Source organism: Acidovorax sp. DW039, from assembly GCF_037101375.1.
Taxonomy (GTDB): Bacteria; Pseudomonadota; Gammaproteobacteria; order Burkholderiales; family Burkholderiaceae_C; genus Acidovorax.
The window spans coordinates 3,785,160-3,802,469 of record NZ_AP029019.1; the positions used below are offsets into that span (position 1 = coordinate 3,785,160).

17 protein-coding genes are annotated in these 17,310 nt (G+C 59.2%); all 17 read right to left on the bottom strand.

Translation table 11 applies throughout. The annotated features are described in order from the left end of the window. Positions 1 to 21 precede the first annotated feature (21 nt). Positions 22 to 810: a pyridoxine 5'-phosphate synthase gene (locus AACH87_RS16955; RefSeq protein WP_338795676.1), complete on the bottom strand. Its 789-nt coding sequence runs from the start codon at positions 808 to 810 to the stop codon at positions 22 to 24. Further along, a complete protein-coding gene (recO, locus tag AACH87_RS16960) occupies positions 807 to 1,568 on the bottom strand; it encodes a DNA repair protein RecO (protein WP_338795677.1) in 762 nt (253 codons plus the stop codon). The genes AACH87_RS16955 and recO overlap by 4 nt, the downstream gene beginning before the upstream one ends. 161 nt (positions 1,569 to 1,729) lie before the next feature. After that, positions 1,730 to 2,767: a GTPase Era gene (era, locus tag AACH87_RS16965; RefSeq protein WP_338795678.1), complete on the bottom strand. Its 1,038-nt coding sequence runs from the start codon at positions 2,765 to 2,767 to the stop codon at positions 1,730 to 1,732. Continuing rightward, a complete protein-coding gene (gene rnc / locus AACH87_RS16970; RefSeq protein WP_338795679.1) occupies positions 2,764 to 3,447 on the bottom strand; it encodes a ribonuclease III in 684 nt (227 codons plus the stop codon). Before rnc ends, era begins: the two co-directional genes overlap by 4 nt. Before the next feature lie 16 nt (positions 3,448 to 3,463). Then, positions 3,464 to 3,832, bottom strand: coding sequence for a DUF4845 domain-containing protein (locus AACH87_RS16975; RefSeq protein WP_338795680.1), 369 nt, complete (start codon positions 3,830 to 3,832; stop codon positions 3,464 to 3,466). A 38-nt stretch (positions 3,833 to 3,870) separates the two neighbouring features. Continuing rightward, positions 3,871 to 4,845 (bottom strand): signal peptidase I, encoded by a 975-nt coding sequence (gene lepB / locus AACH87_RS16980; RefSeq protein ID WP_338795681.1) that lies wholly within the window; start codon positions 4,843 to 4,845, stop codon positions 3,871 to 3,873. After that, positions 4,845 to 6,653: a translation elongation factor 4 gene (gene lepA, locus AACH87_RS16985; protein ID WP_338795682.1), complete on the bottom strand. Its 1,809-nt coding sequence runs from the start codon at positions 6,651 to 6,653 to the stop codon at positions 4,845 to 4,847. Before lepA ends, lepB begins: the two co-directional genes overlap by 1 nt. Before the next feature lie 439 nt (positions 6,654 to 7,092). Then, positions 7,093 to 8,556: a DegQ family serine endoprotease gene (locus AACH87_RS16990; protein ID WP_338795683.1), complete on the bottom strand. Its 1,464-nt coding sequence runs from the start codon at positions 8,554 to 8,556 to the stop codon at positions 7,093 to 7,095. A 153-nt stretch (positions 8,557 to 8,709) separates the two neighbouring features. Then, positions 8,710 to 9,624 (bottom strand): MucB/RseB C-terminal domain-containing protein, encoded by a 915-nt coding sequence (locus AACH87_RS16995; RefSeq protein ID WP_338795684.1) that lies wholly within the window; start codon positions 9,622 to 9,624, stop codon positions 8,710 to 8,712. A gap of 199 nt (positions 9,625 to 9,823) precedes the next feature. Continuing rightward, on the bottom strand, positions 9,824 to 10,420 hold the full coding sequence (locus AACH87_RS17000; RefSeq protein WP_338795686.1) for an RseA family anti-sigma factor: 597 nt from the start codon (positions 10,418 to 10,420) through the stop codon (positions 9,824 to 9,826). Positions 10,421 to 10,487: 67 nt separating this feature from the next. After that, positions 10,488 to 11,114 (bottom strand): RNA polymerase sigma factor RpoE, encoded by a 627-nt coding sequence (rpoE, locus tag AACH87_RS17005; protein WP_338795687.1) that lies wholly within the window; start codon positions 11,112 to 11,114, stop codon positions 10,488 to 10,490. 688 nt (positions 11,115 to 11,802) lie between these two features. Further along, positions 11,803 to 13,047 carry a beta-ketoacyl-ACP synthase II gene (gene fabF, locus AACH87_RS17010; protein ID WP_338795688.1) on the bottom strand — a complete coding sequence of 415 codons (1,245 nt, stop codon included), beginning with the start codon at positions 13,045 to 13,047 and terminating at the stop codon, positions 11,803 to 11,805. A 47-nt stretch (positions 13,048 to 13,094) separates the two neighbouring features. Beyond that, entirely contained in the window at positions 13,095 to 13,334 is a 240-nt protein-coding gene (gene acpP, locus AACH87_RS17015) for an acyl carrier protein (protein WP_044397886.1), read from the bottom strand. Between the two features lie 104 nt (positions 13,335 to 13,438). Further along, the gene (fabG, locus tag AACH87_RS17020) at positions 13,439 to 14,185 is read right to left on the bottom strand and encodes a 3-oxoacyl-ACP reductase FabG (RefSeq protein ID WP_338795689.1); all 747 of its coding nucleotides are present in this window, start codon (positions 14,183 to 14,185) and stop codon (positions 13,439 to 13,441) included. Continuing rightward, positions 14,182 to 15,126: an ACP S-malonyltransferase gene (gene fabD, locus AACH87_RS17025; RefSeq protein WP_338795690.1), complete on the bottom strand. Its 945-nt coding sequence runs from the start codon at positions 15,124 to 15,126 to the stop codon at positions 14,182 to 14,184. Before fabD ends, fabG begins: the two co-directional genes overlap by 4 nt. Before the next feature lie 52 nt (positions 15,127 to 15,178). After that, positions 15,179 to 16,156 (bottom strand): beta-ketoacyl-ACP synthase III, encoded by a 978-nt coding sequence (locus AACH87_RS17030; RefSeq protein ID WP_338795691.1) that lies wholly within the window; start codon positions 16,154 to 16,156, stop codon positions 15,179 to 15,181. Next, on the bottom strand, positions 16,156 to 17,208 hold the full coding sequence (plsX, locus tag AACH87_RS17035) for a phosphate acyltransferase PlsX (RefSeq protein ID WP_338795692.1): 1,053 nt from the start codon (positions 17,206 to 17,208) through the stop codon (positions 16,156 to 16,158). Before plsX ends, AACH87_RS17030 begins: the two co-directional genes overlap by 1 nt. Positions 17,209 to 17,310: the final 102 nt, after the last annotated feature.

Sequence of the window (17,310 nt, forward strand, 5' to 3'; positions counted from 1 at the left end):
TCAGCGCAAGCAGCTATCAAATCAGGAGTTGCTGTGACCTTCAAAGCCCGCATCGATACACGCTTGGTAAGCCTGCACCGTGGCGGCGTAGCCCAGCTCCAGCGCGTCGGCAATCAGCGCGTGGCCGATGGAGACTTCGAGCACACCGGGCACTTCGCGCACAAAAGCGGCGAGGTTGTAGCGGTTGAGGTCATGCCCGGCGTTCACGCCCAGCCCCGCATCCAGCGCCGCCTGGGCGGCTGCAGCGTAGCGGGCCAGTTGCTCGGCCTGCTGGGGGGTTCCCCAGGCGGCGGCGTAGGGTTCGGTGTACAGCTCCACGCGGTCTGCGCCCACGGCCTTGGCTGCAGCCATCTGCTCGGGCACGGGGTCCATGAACAGGCTCACGCGCACGCCCAAGGCCTTGCACTCGGCCACCAGCGGGGCCAGGCGCTCAGCGTCTTGCGGAAAGCTCCAGCCGTGGTCGCTGGTGAATTGGTCTTCGCTGTCGGGCACAAAGGTGGCCTGATGGGGGCGCACGGTGCGGATGAACTCCATCAGGTTCTGCGAGGGGTTGCCTTCAATGTTGTATTCGCGGTCAGGCCAGGCCTTCATCAGTTCGGCCAGCTCGTACACATCGTGCGCGCGGATGTGGCGCTCGTCAGGCCGGGGGTGCACAGTAATGCCCTGTGCACCGGCCTGCAGGCACAGGGTAGCAGCGCGGGTCACGCTGGGAATACCCAGGTGGCGCGTGTTGCGTACCAGGGCGACCTTGTTGACGTTGACGGACAGGGCGGTGCGGTGACGAGAATGTTGGGAGGGCTGGGTGGTCATAAGGTTTGCAGGTCCATCATGAGCTGGCGGGTGCGCAGCACCGGACTGCCGCAATGGTATTGCAGCACCGCCCGCAGCTGGGGTTTGAGTTCGGCCGCCACGGGAGCGCAAGCGCGCAGCGTGGCGGTGTAGCTGGCGGCTTCGTCCAGCGCCTTTTGCAGCGCACGCCATTGGCTGCCCGTCAGGCTGGCGCGATCGGTCTGCGAGGCGGTGCGCAAACCGCCTTCGGCCACCAGCGTGTAGCGGCCTTCAGGGCGCAGGGTGGCCAGCGTGGCGGTTTCGGCATCCAGCGTGGGCAGCAGGCCCAGGTCACGCAGCAGCAGCAACTCAAAGCTGCGCAGCACGGGCTCCAAGGCATCGCCATGCTCGCTGGCCAGCACGCGCACCACCCCGGCGTACACGTCAAACAGGCCCGTATGCGCATCGGCACGGGCCAGCAGGCGCAGCAGCAGTTCGTTGAGGTACAGGCCCGACAGCAGCGCGTCGCCCGTGGGCATCACATGCCCGCCCACCCACTCGGCCGCCTTGAGGGTGTGGATGTCGCCTGCGCCATCGCCCGCCAGGGTGTAGGTGAGCAGCAGCGGCTGCAGCGGCAGCAGCACGGGGCGGAAGTTGGAGCTGGGCTTTTTGGCACCCTTGGCCACCAGCGCCACACGGCCCTGGCGGCGGCAGAACGCCTCCAGGATCAGACTGGACTCGCTCCAGTCGTAGCTGTGCAGCACGTAGGCGGGTTCGTCGGAGATGCGACGTACGGGCATGGAAGCGCGCTACACCCGCCCGTCAGAAGGCCGCGGAGCAGGCCATGCCAGCGGACGCCGTGGAGCGGGCTGGGCCCGGCCACAGGCGTCGTCCCCCTTCCCGCAGCGCGCAGCGTTGCGAGAGAAGGGGGAAGCGGCGCAGCCGCTCAGGGGGTTGGGCCTTATTCATAGCCGAAGGACCGCACGCGGGCTTCATCGTCGGCCCAGCCAGAACGCACCTTCACCCACACTTCGAGGAACACCTTGGCATCCAGCAGCTTCTCCAGCTCTTGGCGGGCTTCGGTGCTGATGCGCTTGAGACGCTCGCCCTTTTCGCCAATCACCATGGCCTTGTGGCCGTCGCGCTCCACCACGATGGTGGCGGCCACGCGCACAAAGCGCTTGTGGGTCTTGCTGGGCTCTTCGTCAAACTTGTCGATGACGACGGTGGAGGTATAGGGCAGTTCATCGCCGGTGAAGCGGAACAGCTTTTCACGCACGGTCTCACCGGCCAGGAACTTCTCGCTGCGGTCGGTCAGCTCATCCTCGGCATACCACCAGGGCTGCTCGGGCAGGTACTTCTCGCAGACACCAAACAGGCGTTCAATATCGCCCTTGTTCTTGGCCGACATGGGCACGAACTCGGCAAACGGGTGGCGCTCCTGCATGCTCTTGAGCCATGGGGCCAGCTCGGCGCGGCGGTTGACCATGTCGAGCTTGTTGGCGAGCAGCAGCGTGGGAATGCCGGGCTTGAACAGCGACAACACCTTGGCGTCGGCCAGGGTGAAGTTGCCAGCCTCCACCACAAACAGAATCAGGTCCACATCGCCAATCGCGCCCATCACGGTCTTGTTGAGCGACTTGTTCAACGCGGTGCTGTGCTTGGTCTGAAAGCCCGGCGTATCGACAAACACAAACTGCGTGGCCCCCAACGTGCGAATGCCGGTGATGCGGTGGCGCGTGGTCTGCGCCTTGCGCGAGGTGATGCTGATCTTCTGCCCCACCAGCGCATTCATCAGTGTGGACTTGCCCACGTTGGGCTTGCCCACGATGGCGATCACGCCGCAGCGCTGGCCCTCTACTGGCACAGAGGGGTTGGCACCTGCAGCCTTAACGGCACCCGCCGTGCGCGCTGCCGCGAGCATGGCATCCAGATCATTTGGGCCTTGAGCGCTTGCTGAATCAGCGCTACCAGCTACGTTTTTGGTAGCATCATTCATAGTTTTTTCGCTTTCAGTGTGGCCAGCATGGCCGCAGCAGCGGCTTGTTCGCCCGCCCTGCGGGAGCCGCCGATGCCACGCTCGGTCAGGCCCAGTTCTGCAATATCGCATTCCACGTCAAAGGTCTGGCGGTGGGCTTCGCCCACGGTGCCCACCACACGGTACTGCGGCAGCTTCATTTTGCGGCCCTGCAGCCACTCCTGCAAAGCGGTCTTGGGGTCTTTGGCCGCGGCCTGCATGTGGGGGTTGATCTCCACACCGTTGAACAGGCGATGCACCAGCGCTTGTGCAGGGCCATAGCCCGCATCCAGGTACACGGCACCAATCAGGGCCTCCAGCGCGTCGGCAAGGATGGAGGGGCGCTTTTGCCCGCCCGATTTGGCTTCACCCTCGCCCAGCCGCAGCACTTCAGAAAGCTGCAGGCGCAAGGCGATCTGGTGCAGCGTGTCCTGCTTGACCAGATTGGCCCGCACCCGCGAAAGATCACCTTCGGGCAACTCGGTCAACCGCTGGTACAGCAAGCTGGACACCGCGAGGTTGAGAACAGAGTCCCCCAAAAATTCGAGCCGCTCGTTGTGGTCGGACGAAAAGCTGCGGTGGGTGACAGCCCGCTGCAGCAGTGAGGGATCAGAAAAGACATGCTGCAGACGGGTCTGCAGCGAAGAAAGACTGGGATGCACTAATGATTCAGTTCGGTTAATCAGTCGTCTGGTACTGGAAGCGGTACACCAGGAAGGCAGGACCGGCCAGCTCGATCTCGCGGGAGTATTTGACGCCCACCACGGTCTTGTCGCCGCGCTTGGTAATTTCGAGGTCTTTGCCAGCGATGGAGCTGATGTTGTCAATGGCTCCCGCACGGTCAAAAGAAGCCCGGATTTCAGCGACGGAACTGCCTTCCTTGGATGCTTTCAATGCAGCCTTGCGGATGGCTTGATATTCAAGAAAGATGGGCACCGACTGACCACCGATGGCAAAGGTGGCGACGGCAATCAGCCCAATAAAAATCACGCCAATGAAAGACAGACCCCGTTGACGCGCACGCGCAGCAGTGCGATGCAAATTCATACCTCTCACCCTCCTCGGTTGTACAGACATTCAGCAGGTCAGTTGAACGACCCGATGCGCTTGATATTCCCAAAATTCATCCAGACGAAAAACGCCTTGCCTACGATATTGCCCTCGGGCACAAAGCCCCAGTAGCGAGAATCGAGGGAGTTGTCGCGGTTGTCGCCCATCATGAAATAGTGGCCCTCAGGCACCTTGCAGACCACTCCTTCCACACTGTAGCGGCAGTTGTCGCGGTAGGCAAAATTGCTGGCTCCCTGCACAAAGGGTGGGACCTCAGGGTTGTTGATCATGCGGTGCGTGTGCTCCCCCAGCTTTTCCTCAAACTGCTTGAAGTAGCGCATGCTTTCTTCGTCCAGAAAGTCGGGCTGGTTGCTGGTTGCCACCGGCTGGCCATTGATGGTCAGACGTTTGTTCAGGTAAGCCACCTCATCGCCCGGCACACCCACCACGCGCTTGATGTAGTCCAGACTGGGCTGGGGAGGATAGCGAAACACCAGCACATCCCCGCGAGCCGGTTTGTTGCCTTCCGTGATCTTGGTGTGGATGACCGGCAGCTTGATGCCATAGGTGAACTTGTTCACCAGAATCAGGTCACCCACACGCAGCGTGGGCACCATGGAGCCCGACGGAATCTTGAAGGGCTCAAACAGGAACGAGCGCAGTACAAAGACCGCGACGATCACTGGAAAGAGACCAGCCGTCCAGTCCAGCCACCAGGGCTGCATGAGGATGCGGCCTTTGGCTTCTTCCGCATCCACATCCACCTTCTGGATACCCATGCGGTCCAGTTCTACGCGGCGCTGTACCGCGGCCTCTTCAACGGCCTGGGCAGCCTTGCGACGCTGCGGCAAAAAGTAGAAACGCTCACCCAGCCAATAAGCGCCTGTGACGACCGTCGCCAGGAATAGCAGCAGTGCAAAGTTGCCCTCCAGCCAACCGAGATACCAGGCTCCGATGTAGCCCACAAATGCCGCCAGTACCAGCGACGTGATGATTTCCATAAGGCGCATCAGTCTTCCACCTGCAAAATGGCCAGAAACGCCTCTTGGGGCACTTCCACCGATCCAATCTGTTTCATCCGCTTCTTGCCCGCTTTCTGCTTTTCGAGCAGCTTGCGCTTGCGGGTGATGTCGCCGCCATAGCACTTGGCCAGCACGTTCTTGCGCAGGGCCTTGATGGTCTCGCGCGCGATGATGTTGGCACCGATGGCGGCCTGAATCGCCACGTCAAACATCTGGCGGCTGATGATTTCACGCATCTTGGCAGCCACCGCACGGCCCCGGTATTGGGACTGGGAGCGGTGCACGATGATGGACAGGGCATCCACCTTCTCGCCGTTGAGCAGGATATCGACTTTGACCACGTCTGACGCCCGATATTCCTTGAACTCGTAGTCCATGGAAGCGTAGCCCCGCGACACAGACTTGAGTTTGTCGAAGAAGTCGAGCACGATTTCGCCCAGCGGCAGCTCGTATGTGAGCATGACCTGGCGACCGTGGTAGGCCATGTTGATCTGCACACCCCGCTTCTGGTTGGCCAGGGTCATCACCGGCCCCACGTAGTCCTGGGGCATGTAGAGATGCACCGTCACGATGGGTTCGCGGATTTCCTGGATCTTGCCCTGCTCCGGCATTTTGGAAGGGTTCTCGACCATGATGACTTCGCCATCACCCTTGACCACTTCGTACACCACGCTGGGCGCGGTGGTGATGAGGTCCTGGTCAAACTCGCGCTCCAGGCGTTCCTGCACGATTTCCATGTGCAGCAACCCGAGAAAGCCGCAACGGAAACCAAAGCCCAGCGCTTGCGAGACTTCAGGCTCGAAATGGAGCGAAGCATCGTTGAGCTGGAGCTTTTCCAGCGCATCGCGCAATGCGTCGTACTGGTTGGCTTCTGTCGGGTAAAGGCCCGCAAACACCTGGGGCTGGATTTCCTTGAAACCTGGCAACGCCTCGGTGGCCGAGCCCACGTTGTTGGGCAGCTTCTTTTCCAGCGTGATGGTGTCCCCCACCTTGGCGGCCTTGAGCTCCTTGATACCGGCGATGATGTAGCCCACCTCACCCGCTTCCAGACTTTCGCGCGGCTGGTTGGCCGGGGTGAACACACCCAGGCTGCCTGCCTCATAGACAGCGCCAGTCGCCATCATCTTGATGCGTTCGCCCTTCACCAGGCGTCCGTCGACCATGCGCACCAGCATGACCACGCCCACATAGCTGTCAAACCAGCTGTCAATGATCATGGCACGCAGCGGGCCCTCGGGGTTGCCCTTGGGCGCGGGCACCTTGGCCACGATCATTTCCAGAATCTCTTCGATGCCCATGCCGGTCTTGGCCGAGCAAGGGATCGCATCGGTCGCATCAATGCCGATCACGTCCTCGACCTCAGCGCGGGCGTTATCTGGGTCCGCGTTGGGCAGGTCCATCTTGTTGAGGACAGGCAGAACCTCGACGCCCAAGTCCAGCGCGGTGTAGCAATTGGCCACCGTCTGCGCTTCCACACCCTGTGAGGCATCCACCACCAGCAGAGCACCTTCGCAGGCAGAGAGCGAGCGGCTGACTTCATAAGAGAAGTCCACATGGCCGGGTGTGTCGATCAGGTTGAGGTTGTAGACCTGCCCATCCTTGGCCTTGTATTGCAGCGCAGCGGTCTGCGCCTTGATGGTTATCCCGCGCTCTTTCTCAATGTCCATGGAGTCAAGCACCTGGGCCTCCATGTCGCGTTCGGCCAAACCACCGCAACGCTGGATCAGGCGGTCAGCCAAGGTGGACTTGCCGTGATCGATGTGCGCAATGATGGAGAAATTTCTGATGTGATTCATCAACGGAAAGCGTCAAGTAATTGAATTAAAACGGCGCACACAAGAAAAAAGGGCGCGTCGAATGGCGACGCGCCCTGAACCAACAATCATTGGCAACTGCGATAGCTGGGCCTTCATTGTAGGCAAAAAGCCTTTCCTCAACAGGCCTGCATGACGCATGCAAGGGTCGTTGCCATGCTGCAACAGCAATTTTATGCACAAGTTATTCACAAAACGCAAGCATGAAAACTGAACAACATGTGCGCAGCCTGTGGAAGGGTTGTGCAGCATTTCAATGCATATCGCATCGTGAGGAATTTCTCTCCCGATATACACAGCAGCATTGAAAAACAGGCTCTATTCTATCGAAATCCGTCCATACGCCTATTTCAAGTTTGCATGCACTAACTTGAGATTGAAAGCGAAAAAAAGTGGGGTGCTTGACACCCCACCGCTGAACTCACCGAGCGGGCCGGATCAACGCGTACTGTGCCCAGTCGCCCCGGCGGAACAGCACGTTGATCGTCTTGGCTTTGTCCACTTTGCCGAGGATGGCATCGAAATCCTTCACATTGCTCACCTCGGTGTTCGCAATTGCCAGGATCACATCCCCCTCGCGCAAACCTGCACGGGCCGCGCCGTCTGTTGCGGCCGTGACCATTACACCGCCCTTGAGTTTGAGTTCTTTCTTCTGGGCGTCCGTCAGATCAGAGACCGTCAACCCCACTTGCTGGCCTGCAGATGAAGACTTGGCGCGCTCCTCGCGCTCCGTAGACTTGGTAGCAACCTTGTCAGGCTCAATCTCCGCAATGGTGACCGTCAAATCACGGCTTTGGCCTCGACGGAACACGGTGAGAGAACTCTTGCTGCCAGGCTTGGTGTTTCCGACCAGACGAGGCAGGTCGGCAACCTTTTCGATGGCCTTGCCATCAAACCGGGTGATGATGTCCCCCGCCTCGACACCCGCTTTTTCAGCAGGAGACCCGGCCTCGACCCCGGTTACCAGTGCCCCCTGGGCCTTGCCCAGCCCTAGGGATTCCGCGACATCCTTGGTCACCGGACCAATTTGCACACCAATACGGCCACGGGTCACTTTGCCGGAAGCACGCAGTTGCTCACTCACCCGGATCGCCTCGTCCATGGGAATGGCAAAGGAGATTCCCATGAACCCCCCTGAGCGCGAGTAGATCTGGCTGTTGATACCTACTACCTCACCACGCATGTTGATCAGCGGCCCGCCCGAATTGCCGGGGTTGATGGCGACATCCGTCTGGATGAAAGGCAGATAGTCCCCCGTATCACGCTGCTTGGCACTCACAATGCCCGCGGTGACGGAATTGTCCAGACCAAACGGCGAACCGATGGCCATCACCCACTCACCGACCTTGAGACGGCTGACATCCCCCACCTTCACGGCCGGCAAGCCAGTCGCGTCAATCTTGACGACGGCCACATCCGTACGCTTGTCAGAGCCCACGATGCGGGCCTTGAACTCCCGCTTGTCGGTCAGCGTCACGATGACCTCGTCTGCACCTTCCACGACGTGCGCATTGGTCATGACAAAGCCGTCTGAAGTGAGAATGAACCCGGACCCCACGCCCCGCGGCTGCTCCTCGGGCTGGGATTGCTGGGGGCGCTGTTGGCGAGGAATGTTCGGAATAGGCACACCAAAACGCCTGAAGAACTCCGCCATTTCCTCGTCCATACCGTTGACATTACCGCGGCTGGTCACCTTTTCCGTGGTGCGAATGTTCACGACAGAGGGCCCGACTTGCTCCACCAGATCCGTGAAATCTGGCAACCCTCGCACCACCGCAGACTGAGCCAAGACGGACTGCGGAGCGATGGCAGCACCCAAGGAAAGGGTGGTGACCAGCCCCGCAAGGGCGACAGAGCGAAGGAGTTTCCAATCCATTGCGGACATCTTCGACCTTTCAAACATGTTGTGATGGTTGAGTGAATGAATGTTGCTGTGAAGGTCTACAGCGGGAATGGTTCCCTGACCTTTTCAGAACCGGAGGGTCCGCAGAGTGGATGTAGAGAGATTCTGCGACGGCTGCCCCTATGGTCGCAGCGATCAGCGCAAACGTTCCCAGTAGTTGGAAAACAGATGCAGAGTCTTACGAGGTACTTCACCCACGATGGTCAGCCAAGTGTCATCCGAAGCACGCCGCGCGAGGAGTTGAGTTGCCCCCATGCTGACTTCCTGGACTTTGATATTGCCGTGACGGGCCGGATCCAAAGGCTCCAGAAACAAGGAAACGGATGCAAGGCCATCCGAGTAGAGGCATTGCAGCACGCTGCTGGAGCCCTGCGCTCTGGGATTCAGGCTCCGGCGATAGCATTGAACAGGCACAAATCCATCCACCGCCTGGCGCAGTCCCCAACCTTCGGCCTGTGCGGTCGTCTTCAAAACCTGGGCAGAGATGACCTGATATCCCTCCGTGGCGTCCATGCCGCGAGAGAGATCATCCACAGACACAGACGCATTCCAGTCGATCTCCGAGAAAGCAGCCTGCTCCACAACAGTAGATGTGGCGGAAAGCGTCTGCAGTTTCACCAGCAAACCCGTTTGTTGGTCTGCCCAAATCCGGTATCCCAAGCGCAAATCGTCCTTAGGTCGAAACAAAAACACATCAGCGCCGCGGCCCGCCACGCGATCAACGCCTAATCGCTGGACTTCGTAAAAATCCGACAACTTGGCACCCGGAACCAGGGGTGGCTGGGGAAACAAACCAGAGGCATCGCTACGGTCAGTACGCACCGTGCGGGGCTGCGTCAGAAAGGTGCGAACCTCTCCATTGCGGCGATACACCGTACGCGGCACACCAGACAGCGCCTCAACACGCTCCACCTGCTTTTCGCCATCGCAGGCCTGGGCAATCCGTGAGCTGGACATCGCACCGTTGGCGGAGATGACCACAAACGTACCAACATACGATCTGCTGCAGCCATTTCCCCTGAGACGGGCCACCCAGCGCGCAACATCCATGTCTTGCACAGGAAGTGTTGCAGGTGAAGCAGCTTGAGAAGGTGTTGCCGCCTGCGAACCTACGGACTGAGCCGCATGTACGCCCCCCGCGAGAACAGCCGCTGCAGAGAGAGCCAGAACAGTCCGTTTTCCGCAACGCCCACACGCAGGCACCAAGACACTCAAAAGGGTCAAGCGCCGGAATGCCCGACGTACACAATCATCGAGAAGGCTCTTCAAATGTAGCATTGCGCAAAAAACCGGCAGGCATTTGAAGTGCAGAGGTGCTACCGAACTGCTTGTGTGCTTGCAGCAGTTCATCCAAACGTGGATCACGCAGCATGACAGGCTGGCCAGAACCTTCGGACACAGCGACCACCGAGGAATTCGAAGCGGGTGCCGCGGCGAGTTGAGGTCCTTCGGTCTTGAGTGCAGAGAAGGAGTTCCACGCAATGGCGGCGACAGCCGCCAATGACGCAACCCCGGCAACCATCTTCCAGCGGAAAACAGACGCATTGGCAGCAGGCAAGTCAGGAACTGCAACAGCATCAAGGGACATCGCTGGCGCTTGCTGGTGGGGGAACACAGGCTCTTGAGCCATCTGCTCTCGCAGCTTTGCAATCAACGGATTGGGGGCAGCAGCATGCTGCGCCAGCTCTGGCGACCGCAACACATCGCCCACTACATGATAAAGCTCCCATGTTGCCAGGACCTCGTCATCCTGCGCAAACAGCAGAGCCTGAGCGAATGCATCGCCTTCCAGCTCGCCATCCATCAGAGCAGACAACTGTTCGCCTTGATTCACATTCCTGTTCATGATGCCACCTGTCTCATCCGCACATTCACCGCACAACTACATATATTTGCAAGGGTTGCGCCACCACTCACCACCGCTTGCCCGACTGTTTGTCCAACAGGGGGCGAACTTTTGCAGAGATGGCTTCTCGCGCCCTGAAAATCCGCGATCGAACAGTACCGATAGGACAGTTCATCGCCAGGGAAATCTCTTCATAACTGAGCCCCTCGATCTCTCGCAAGGTCACGGCCTGCCGGAGATCCTCAGGCAAGGCTTCCATGGCTGCGTTCACCACCCGGGCAATTTCCTGGGCAGCAAGAACTGTTTCGGGGGTTTCTTCGCTGGTTAGTTCATGTTCGACGCGGGAAGTTTCATCATCGTCCTCGCCCGCTCGCATGGAAGTCTCGGATATCACCGGATTGCGCTTCATGTCCATCAGCGCCTTCTTGGCGGTGTTTACAGCGATCCGATAAAGCCAGGTGTAAAACTGCGCATCCCCGCGAAACTGATGCAAAGCCCGGTAGGCTCGAATGAATGTTTCCTGGGCAATGTCCTGAACCAGATCCGTATCGCGCACCATGCGGCCAATCAGGCGCTCGATACGCCGCTGGTATTTGATCACCAGCAGCTCATAGGCACGCTGGTCACCCGCAACCGTGCGCTCCACCAGCTGGAGATCACTGTCAGGGGCAGGAGAAGGCGGTATGGCAGTCATTGACACTCGAAAGTCGCGCCTCAGGAATCACGCTGTGGAGCTGGAAATGGATTCTGCAGCGGAAGGTCGATGCAGTCTGGCGGGCGAATATACCGCACGCCTTAGATCACCCCACCGCTCGGACAAACGAGAACGCTCCATCCACAACCAATGACGACGCCCACCGGCTTCCTCGGCCACCAAGCACATCTGTCCCTGAAAATCCCAGAGCACACGGACACCGATGGGCAGGGGCAGCTCTACCAAAGACTGATCTCCAAGGTGTAGACACCATTCAGCGCCATTCCAGGCAAGGACACCGCTGGGAGCCGTCAGGCAATAACGAACTGAGCATCCCAATGCAGTCAGCCAGCCAAGCAATGACACGCCGCTAGCCGCATATCCAAGGGAAGAGGTCGAATGCCAAAGGAGCAGGAAGCACCCGCAACCCGACAAAACACCCAGAGCAATCAACCCACCGTACAGAAGCTTGGTATTTCCGAACGGATAGCGAACGAAAGGTGCCGAATAACGATCACTCATGAGAGCTCAATGAGCCAGCAGGCAGCCCAGCAAGCCATGACTTAAGACTGGGCGGTATCGCTCTGGATGCGGAATGGCAAAGGAGGCTACAGCCTGTGGTTCGGGACCTGACAGAGCCGCCACGCCATCAAGCCCCGATACCAAGATGATGCAGCCGCCCCCAAGTTCAAACGCGTTTGAAAACCAACGTGCCGTTGGTGCCACCAAAGCCAAAGTTATTTTTGAGAGCGTATTCCATCTTCTTGTCACGTGCCTCGTTGGCGCAGTAGTCCAGGTCACACTCGGGATCCTGGTTGAAGATGTTGATGGTGGGAGGCACCTTTTGGTGATGCAACGCCAGCACTGTGAAGACACTCTCGATCCCGCCAGCACCACCTAAAAGATGGCCTGTCATCGACTTGGTCGAGCTCACCACGGTCTTGTGAGCATGCTCACCCAGAGCTGCCTTGATCGCATTGGTTTCGTTCAAGTCACCCAGTGGAGTGGATGTTCCATGCGCATTCAGGTAGTCCACCTGATCAGCATTGATACCCGCGTTGCGCATCGCGCTCAGCATGGCACGACGAGGACCATCCATGTTGGGAGCAGTCATGTGACCAGCATCTGCGCTCATGCCAAAACCGCTCAACTCTGCATAAATCTTCGCACCGCGAGCCTTGGCGTGTTCGTACTCTTCCAGCACCATCACGCCAGCACCTTCACCCAGCACAAAGCCATCACGGTCCTTGTCCCAAGGGCGTGACGCGGTCTTGGGATCATCATTGCGCGTTGAAAGGGCACGCATGGCGGCAAAACCGCCAATACCCAAGGGAGAAACGGTGGATTCTGTCCCCCCTGCCACGACGACATCAGCGTCGCCATACTCAATCATGCGCCCCGCTTCACCGATGCAATGCAGACCGGTGGTGCATGCCGTGACGACGGCAAGATTAGGCCCCTTGAAGCCGAAGCGCATGGATACATGCCCTGCCACCATATTAATAATGGAGGCAGGCACAAAAAATGGGGTAATCCGACGTGGACCGCGATTCGCGTATTCCACGTGGGTGTCCTCGATCAGCGGCAAGCCACCAATACCGGAACCGATGACGCAGGCAATGCGGGTGGCAAGCTCGTCATCGAGCGCCTCGCCTGTGGGCAAGCCCGCATCCTGCACCGCCTGCGCTGCCGCTGCGATGCCGAAATGAATGAAGGAGTCCATCGCACGCGCATCTTTGGCGCTGATGTAAGACTCCAGGTCAAATCCCTTGACCTCGCCTGCAATCTTGCAGGCAAAGTTCGATGCATCGAACTTCGTAATGAGATCAATGCCGGACTTGCCGGCCAGGATGTTGGCCCAGGCATCGGCCACCGTGTTACCCACGGGGCTGACGCAACCCAGGCCGGTCACGACAACGCGACGACGGCTCATGCGTGAAAACCTTCTGCTGATCGCTTGAGTCAGGCGCAGGACGCCGCTCAGGCCTTCTGGTGATTGTTGGCGTAGTCGATGGCGTTTTGCACCGTGGTGATCTTTTCCGCGTCTTCGTCGGGGATCTCGATGCCAAACTCGTCTTCCAAGGCCATCACCAATTCCACGGTGTCCAGGGAGTCAGCACCGAGGTCAGCCACGAAAGACTTTTCGTTGGTCACTTGGGACTCTTCCACACCGAGTTGTTCGGCAATGATTTTTTTGACGCGTGCTTCGATATCGCTCATGGTTTCCCTCTGGGGGTTGTGAATGAATCCGCGATTCTAGCCGCTTAAGGGGAGACCCCTTCAGCGACCCGCCGTCCGGATGAACCGGCGTTAACTTCTTTCAATTACATGTACATGCCGCCATTGACATGCAACTCCTGACCCGTGACATAGCCAGCACCTTCAGAAGCCAGATAAGCCACAGCGTGAGCGATGTCTTCAGGCTTGCCCATATGGCCCAGCGGAATCTGCGCATTGAGCGCCTTTTGCTGGTCTTCAGGCAGAACGGAAGTCATGTCTGTGGCAATAAAGCCGGGCGCCACGCAGTTCACGGTGATGCCGCGGCTTCCCAGCTCACGGGCCAGGGCACGCGTCATGCCAGCCACACCCGCCTTCGCAGCAGCATAGTTGGCCTGACCGGGGTTGCCCGAAGCCCCCACCACGCTGGTGATGCTGATGATGCGGCCAAAGCGCTGCTTCATCATGGGTCGAATGGCAGCGCGACTGACGCGGAAAACAGCTTTGAGATTGGTATCGAGAACGGCATCCCAGTCCTCGTCCTTCATGCGCATTGCCAGCGTGTCGCGGGTGATGCCTGCATTGTTCACCAGCACATGCAGTCCACCCTGCTGCTTCACGATGCCGTCCAGCAAGGCCTCAACAGCGGCCATGTCGTTCACATTCAGGTTGGCACCACGGCAGCTTGGGTAGGCAGCGAGTGCCTGACCAATGCGCGCCGCTCCGTCGTCCGTAGTGGCTGTACCTATCACCTGGTAGCCTCTCTGGGCCAGCTCCAGCGCAATCGCAGCACCAATACCGCGGGACGCACCTGTGACCAGCGCAACCTGGGCGCTCTTTACCGAATCAGTCATTTCACCATCTCCAAAACTTCAGCCAGCGTTGCGGGGTCATACAAAGGGATACCAGTCATCTCGGCATCAATCCGCTTGGTCAAGCCAGCCAATACCTTGCCAGGCCCAGCCTCCACCACGTGTGTCACACCACGGGCTTTGAGGGCCTGCACACACTCCACCCAGCGCACCGGCCCGAAGGCCTGGCGGTACAGGGCGTCTCGAATCTGGGATGCGTCCGAACGAACGGCGACATCAATGTTGTTGATCACAGGAATTTGAGGCTCTGCAATCTTCACATCCTCCAAAGCCAGACGCAATTTCTCGGCCGCAGGCTTCATCAGACTCGAATGAAAAGGCGCAGACACGGGCAAAGGCAATGCCCGCTTGGCACCGGAGGCCTTCAAAATTTCGCAAGCCTTGTCTACCCCGGCCTTGGTTCCGGCAATGACCGTCTGGGAAGGGTCGTTGAAATTCACGGCCTCAACCACTTCAACACCGCCCAGTGCGACCACAGCCTCAGCGCAACCGGAGATCACTTTGGAGGCTTCAAGCCCTAGGATAGCCGCCATGGCTCCCACCCCCACAGGCACCGCCTCTTGCATGGCCGCTGCACGCAACCGCACCAGCGGGGCTGCCTGAGCCAGCGTCAACGCACCTGCTGCAACGAGCGCGGAATACTCCCCCAGGGAATGTCCTGCAACCGCCACGGGCTGGGCACCGCCAGCAGCACACCACACACGCCATGCAGCAACACCGGCCACCAGCATCACAGGCTGGGTATTGGTGGTCAATGCCAACGTCTCCTTGGGGCCTTCATGAATAAGGCGGGCAACATCCTCGCCCAAGGCATCCGAGGCCTCCCGCAAGGTTTCCATCACCGCCGGGTGATCACCCCAGGCATCCAACATGCCCACGGACTGAGAGCCTTGGCCAGGAAAAACAAAAGCAAAAGATTTCATCATAAAACCACATCAAAATCAGCTCTAGTGCTTATCCGATAAGCACAAGCAGCTACATTTTCAATAGCACAGCACCCCAGGTGAAGCCACCGCCCACGCCTTCCAGCAAAACGGTCTGGCCAGGCAAGACCTGCCCGGTACGCACTCCGTGGTCCAGCGCAAGGGGGATGGAAGCTGCAGAGGTATTACCGTGCTGATCGACTGTGACCACCACCTTGTCCATAGGCAGCTTCAGCTTGCGGGCAGTGCCCTGCATGATGCGGATGTTGGCTTGGTGGGGAATCAACCAATCGATGGCGGACTCATCCACGCCCGCTTTGGAGAGCACGGCATGTGCCGCTTTCTCCAGCACACCCACGGCAAGCTTGAATACAGCCTGTCCATCCATCTTGAGCAGCGGGTCGCCCAGCACTTGGCCGCCCGACACATTGCCAGGCACACACAGAATGCCGACATGCTTACCGTCTGCATGCAGATCGCTCGAAAGGATGCCGGGTGTGTCAGATGCCTCCAGGACCACAGCCCCTGCACCATCGCCGAACAGCACACAGGTCGTGCGGTCATTGAAGTCGAGAATGCGACTGAACACCTCGGCCCCCACCACCAGGGCGCGACTTGCAGCGCCAGACTGGATCATGGCGTCCGCTACCGAGAGGGCGTAAACAAAGCCGCTGCAGACAGCCTGCACATCAAATGCCGGGCACCCATTGGCCCCCAGCTTGTTCTGCAGGATACATGCCGTCGAAGGAAAAACCATGTCCGGGGTGGACGTGGCCACGATAATCAGATCAATATCCTGAGGCTGAACCCCAGCCGCCTGCAAGGCATTGCGTGCGGCCTCCAAGCCCAGGTCACTGCTACACACATCAGGTGCAGCAAAGTGGCGCGCACGTATGCCGGTGCGCTCTACGATCCATTCGTCCGAGGTTTCAATGCCGCGCTTAGCAAGGTCTGCAACCAGATCTGCGTTGGTCAGGCGCCGAGGAGGCAGGTAACTGCCAGTACCGGTAATGCGGGAGTAACGTCTCATCAATGTGTCGTCGCCGGAGCACCGGCCCTGGCTTGCACATCAGCAGGGGCCAGGAGAGGCGCCGCGTGCGCAATCCGGGTCCGGACACGGTCGAGCAGGTTGTTGCGGGCTGCATCATACGCCCGGTTCAAAGCCTGCTCGAAAGCCAGCACGTCGGCAGAGCCGTGGCTCTTGAACACCAGCCCGCGCAGCCCCAGCAAAGCAGCACCGTTGTAACGACGGTAATCCATGCGCTTCATCAGCGCCTTCAAAACAGGATAGGCAACGATAGCCGCAGCTTTGGTGAAGATGTTGCGAGAAAACTCATTTTTGAGCCCCCCCACCACCATGGATGCGACACCTTCGCTGGCCTTGAGAGCAACGTTCCCCACGAAACCGTCACACACCACGATGTCAACGGTTCCCTTGAAGATGTCATTACCCTCTACGTTGCCATAGAAGTTCAAATCGCCAGAACTGGCGGCAGTTCGCAGAAGTTCACCCGCCTTTTTAATGACTTCGCTGCCCTTGATGATTTCTTCACCAATGTTGAGCAAACCCACCGTGGGCTCCCCCCCATCCTGCAACGCAGAAACCAGGGCAGATCCCATCACGGCAAACTGCAACAGGTGTTCCGCAGAGCAATCCACATTGGCACCCAGGTCCAGCACAGTGGTAGCACCACCTTGGGCGTTAGGCATCTGTGTGGCAATGGCGGGACGATCAATCCCGTCCAGGGTTTTGAGCAGGTAGCGCGCAATTGCCATGAGCGCGCCCGTATTACCCGCAGAGACGGCGGCAGCAGCAGCACCGTCTTTGACCTGCTGAATCGCCACGCGCATCGAAGAATCCTTCTTCTTGCGCAAAGCTACTTCCACAGGATCATCCATGGCAACCACTTCGGTGGCCGGAACGATCTGAGCACGCTCGTGAGAAAAGGATTGAAGGCTGTCCGCCAACCCAACAAGGAGCAGACGAGCTTGAGGATGAGAGTCTAGAAACTGGCGGCACGCCGCGAGCGTGACGCGGGGGCCATGGTCGCCCCCCATGCAGTCAACAGCCAGTGTGATCATGGGCGACTTGTCCAACCAACGGCCATGGCCGGAAGAAAAATGCAACGATCAAAACAAAGGCCCGCACTACGCCAGGTAGTTGCGGGCCTTGAGGGGTGCTGA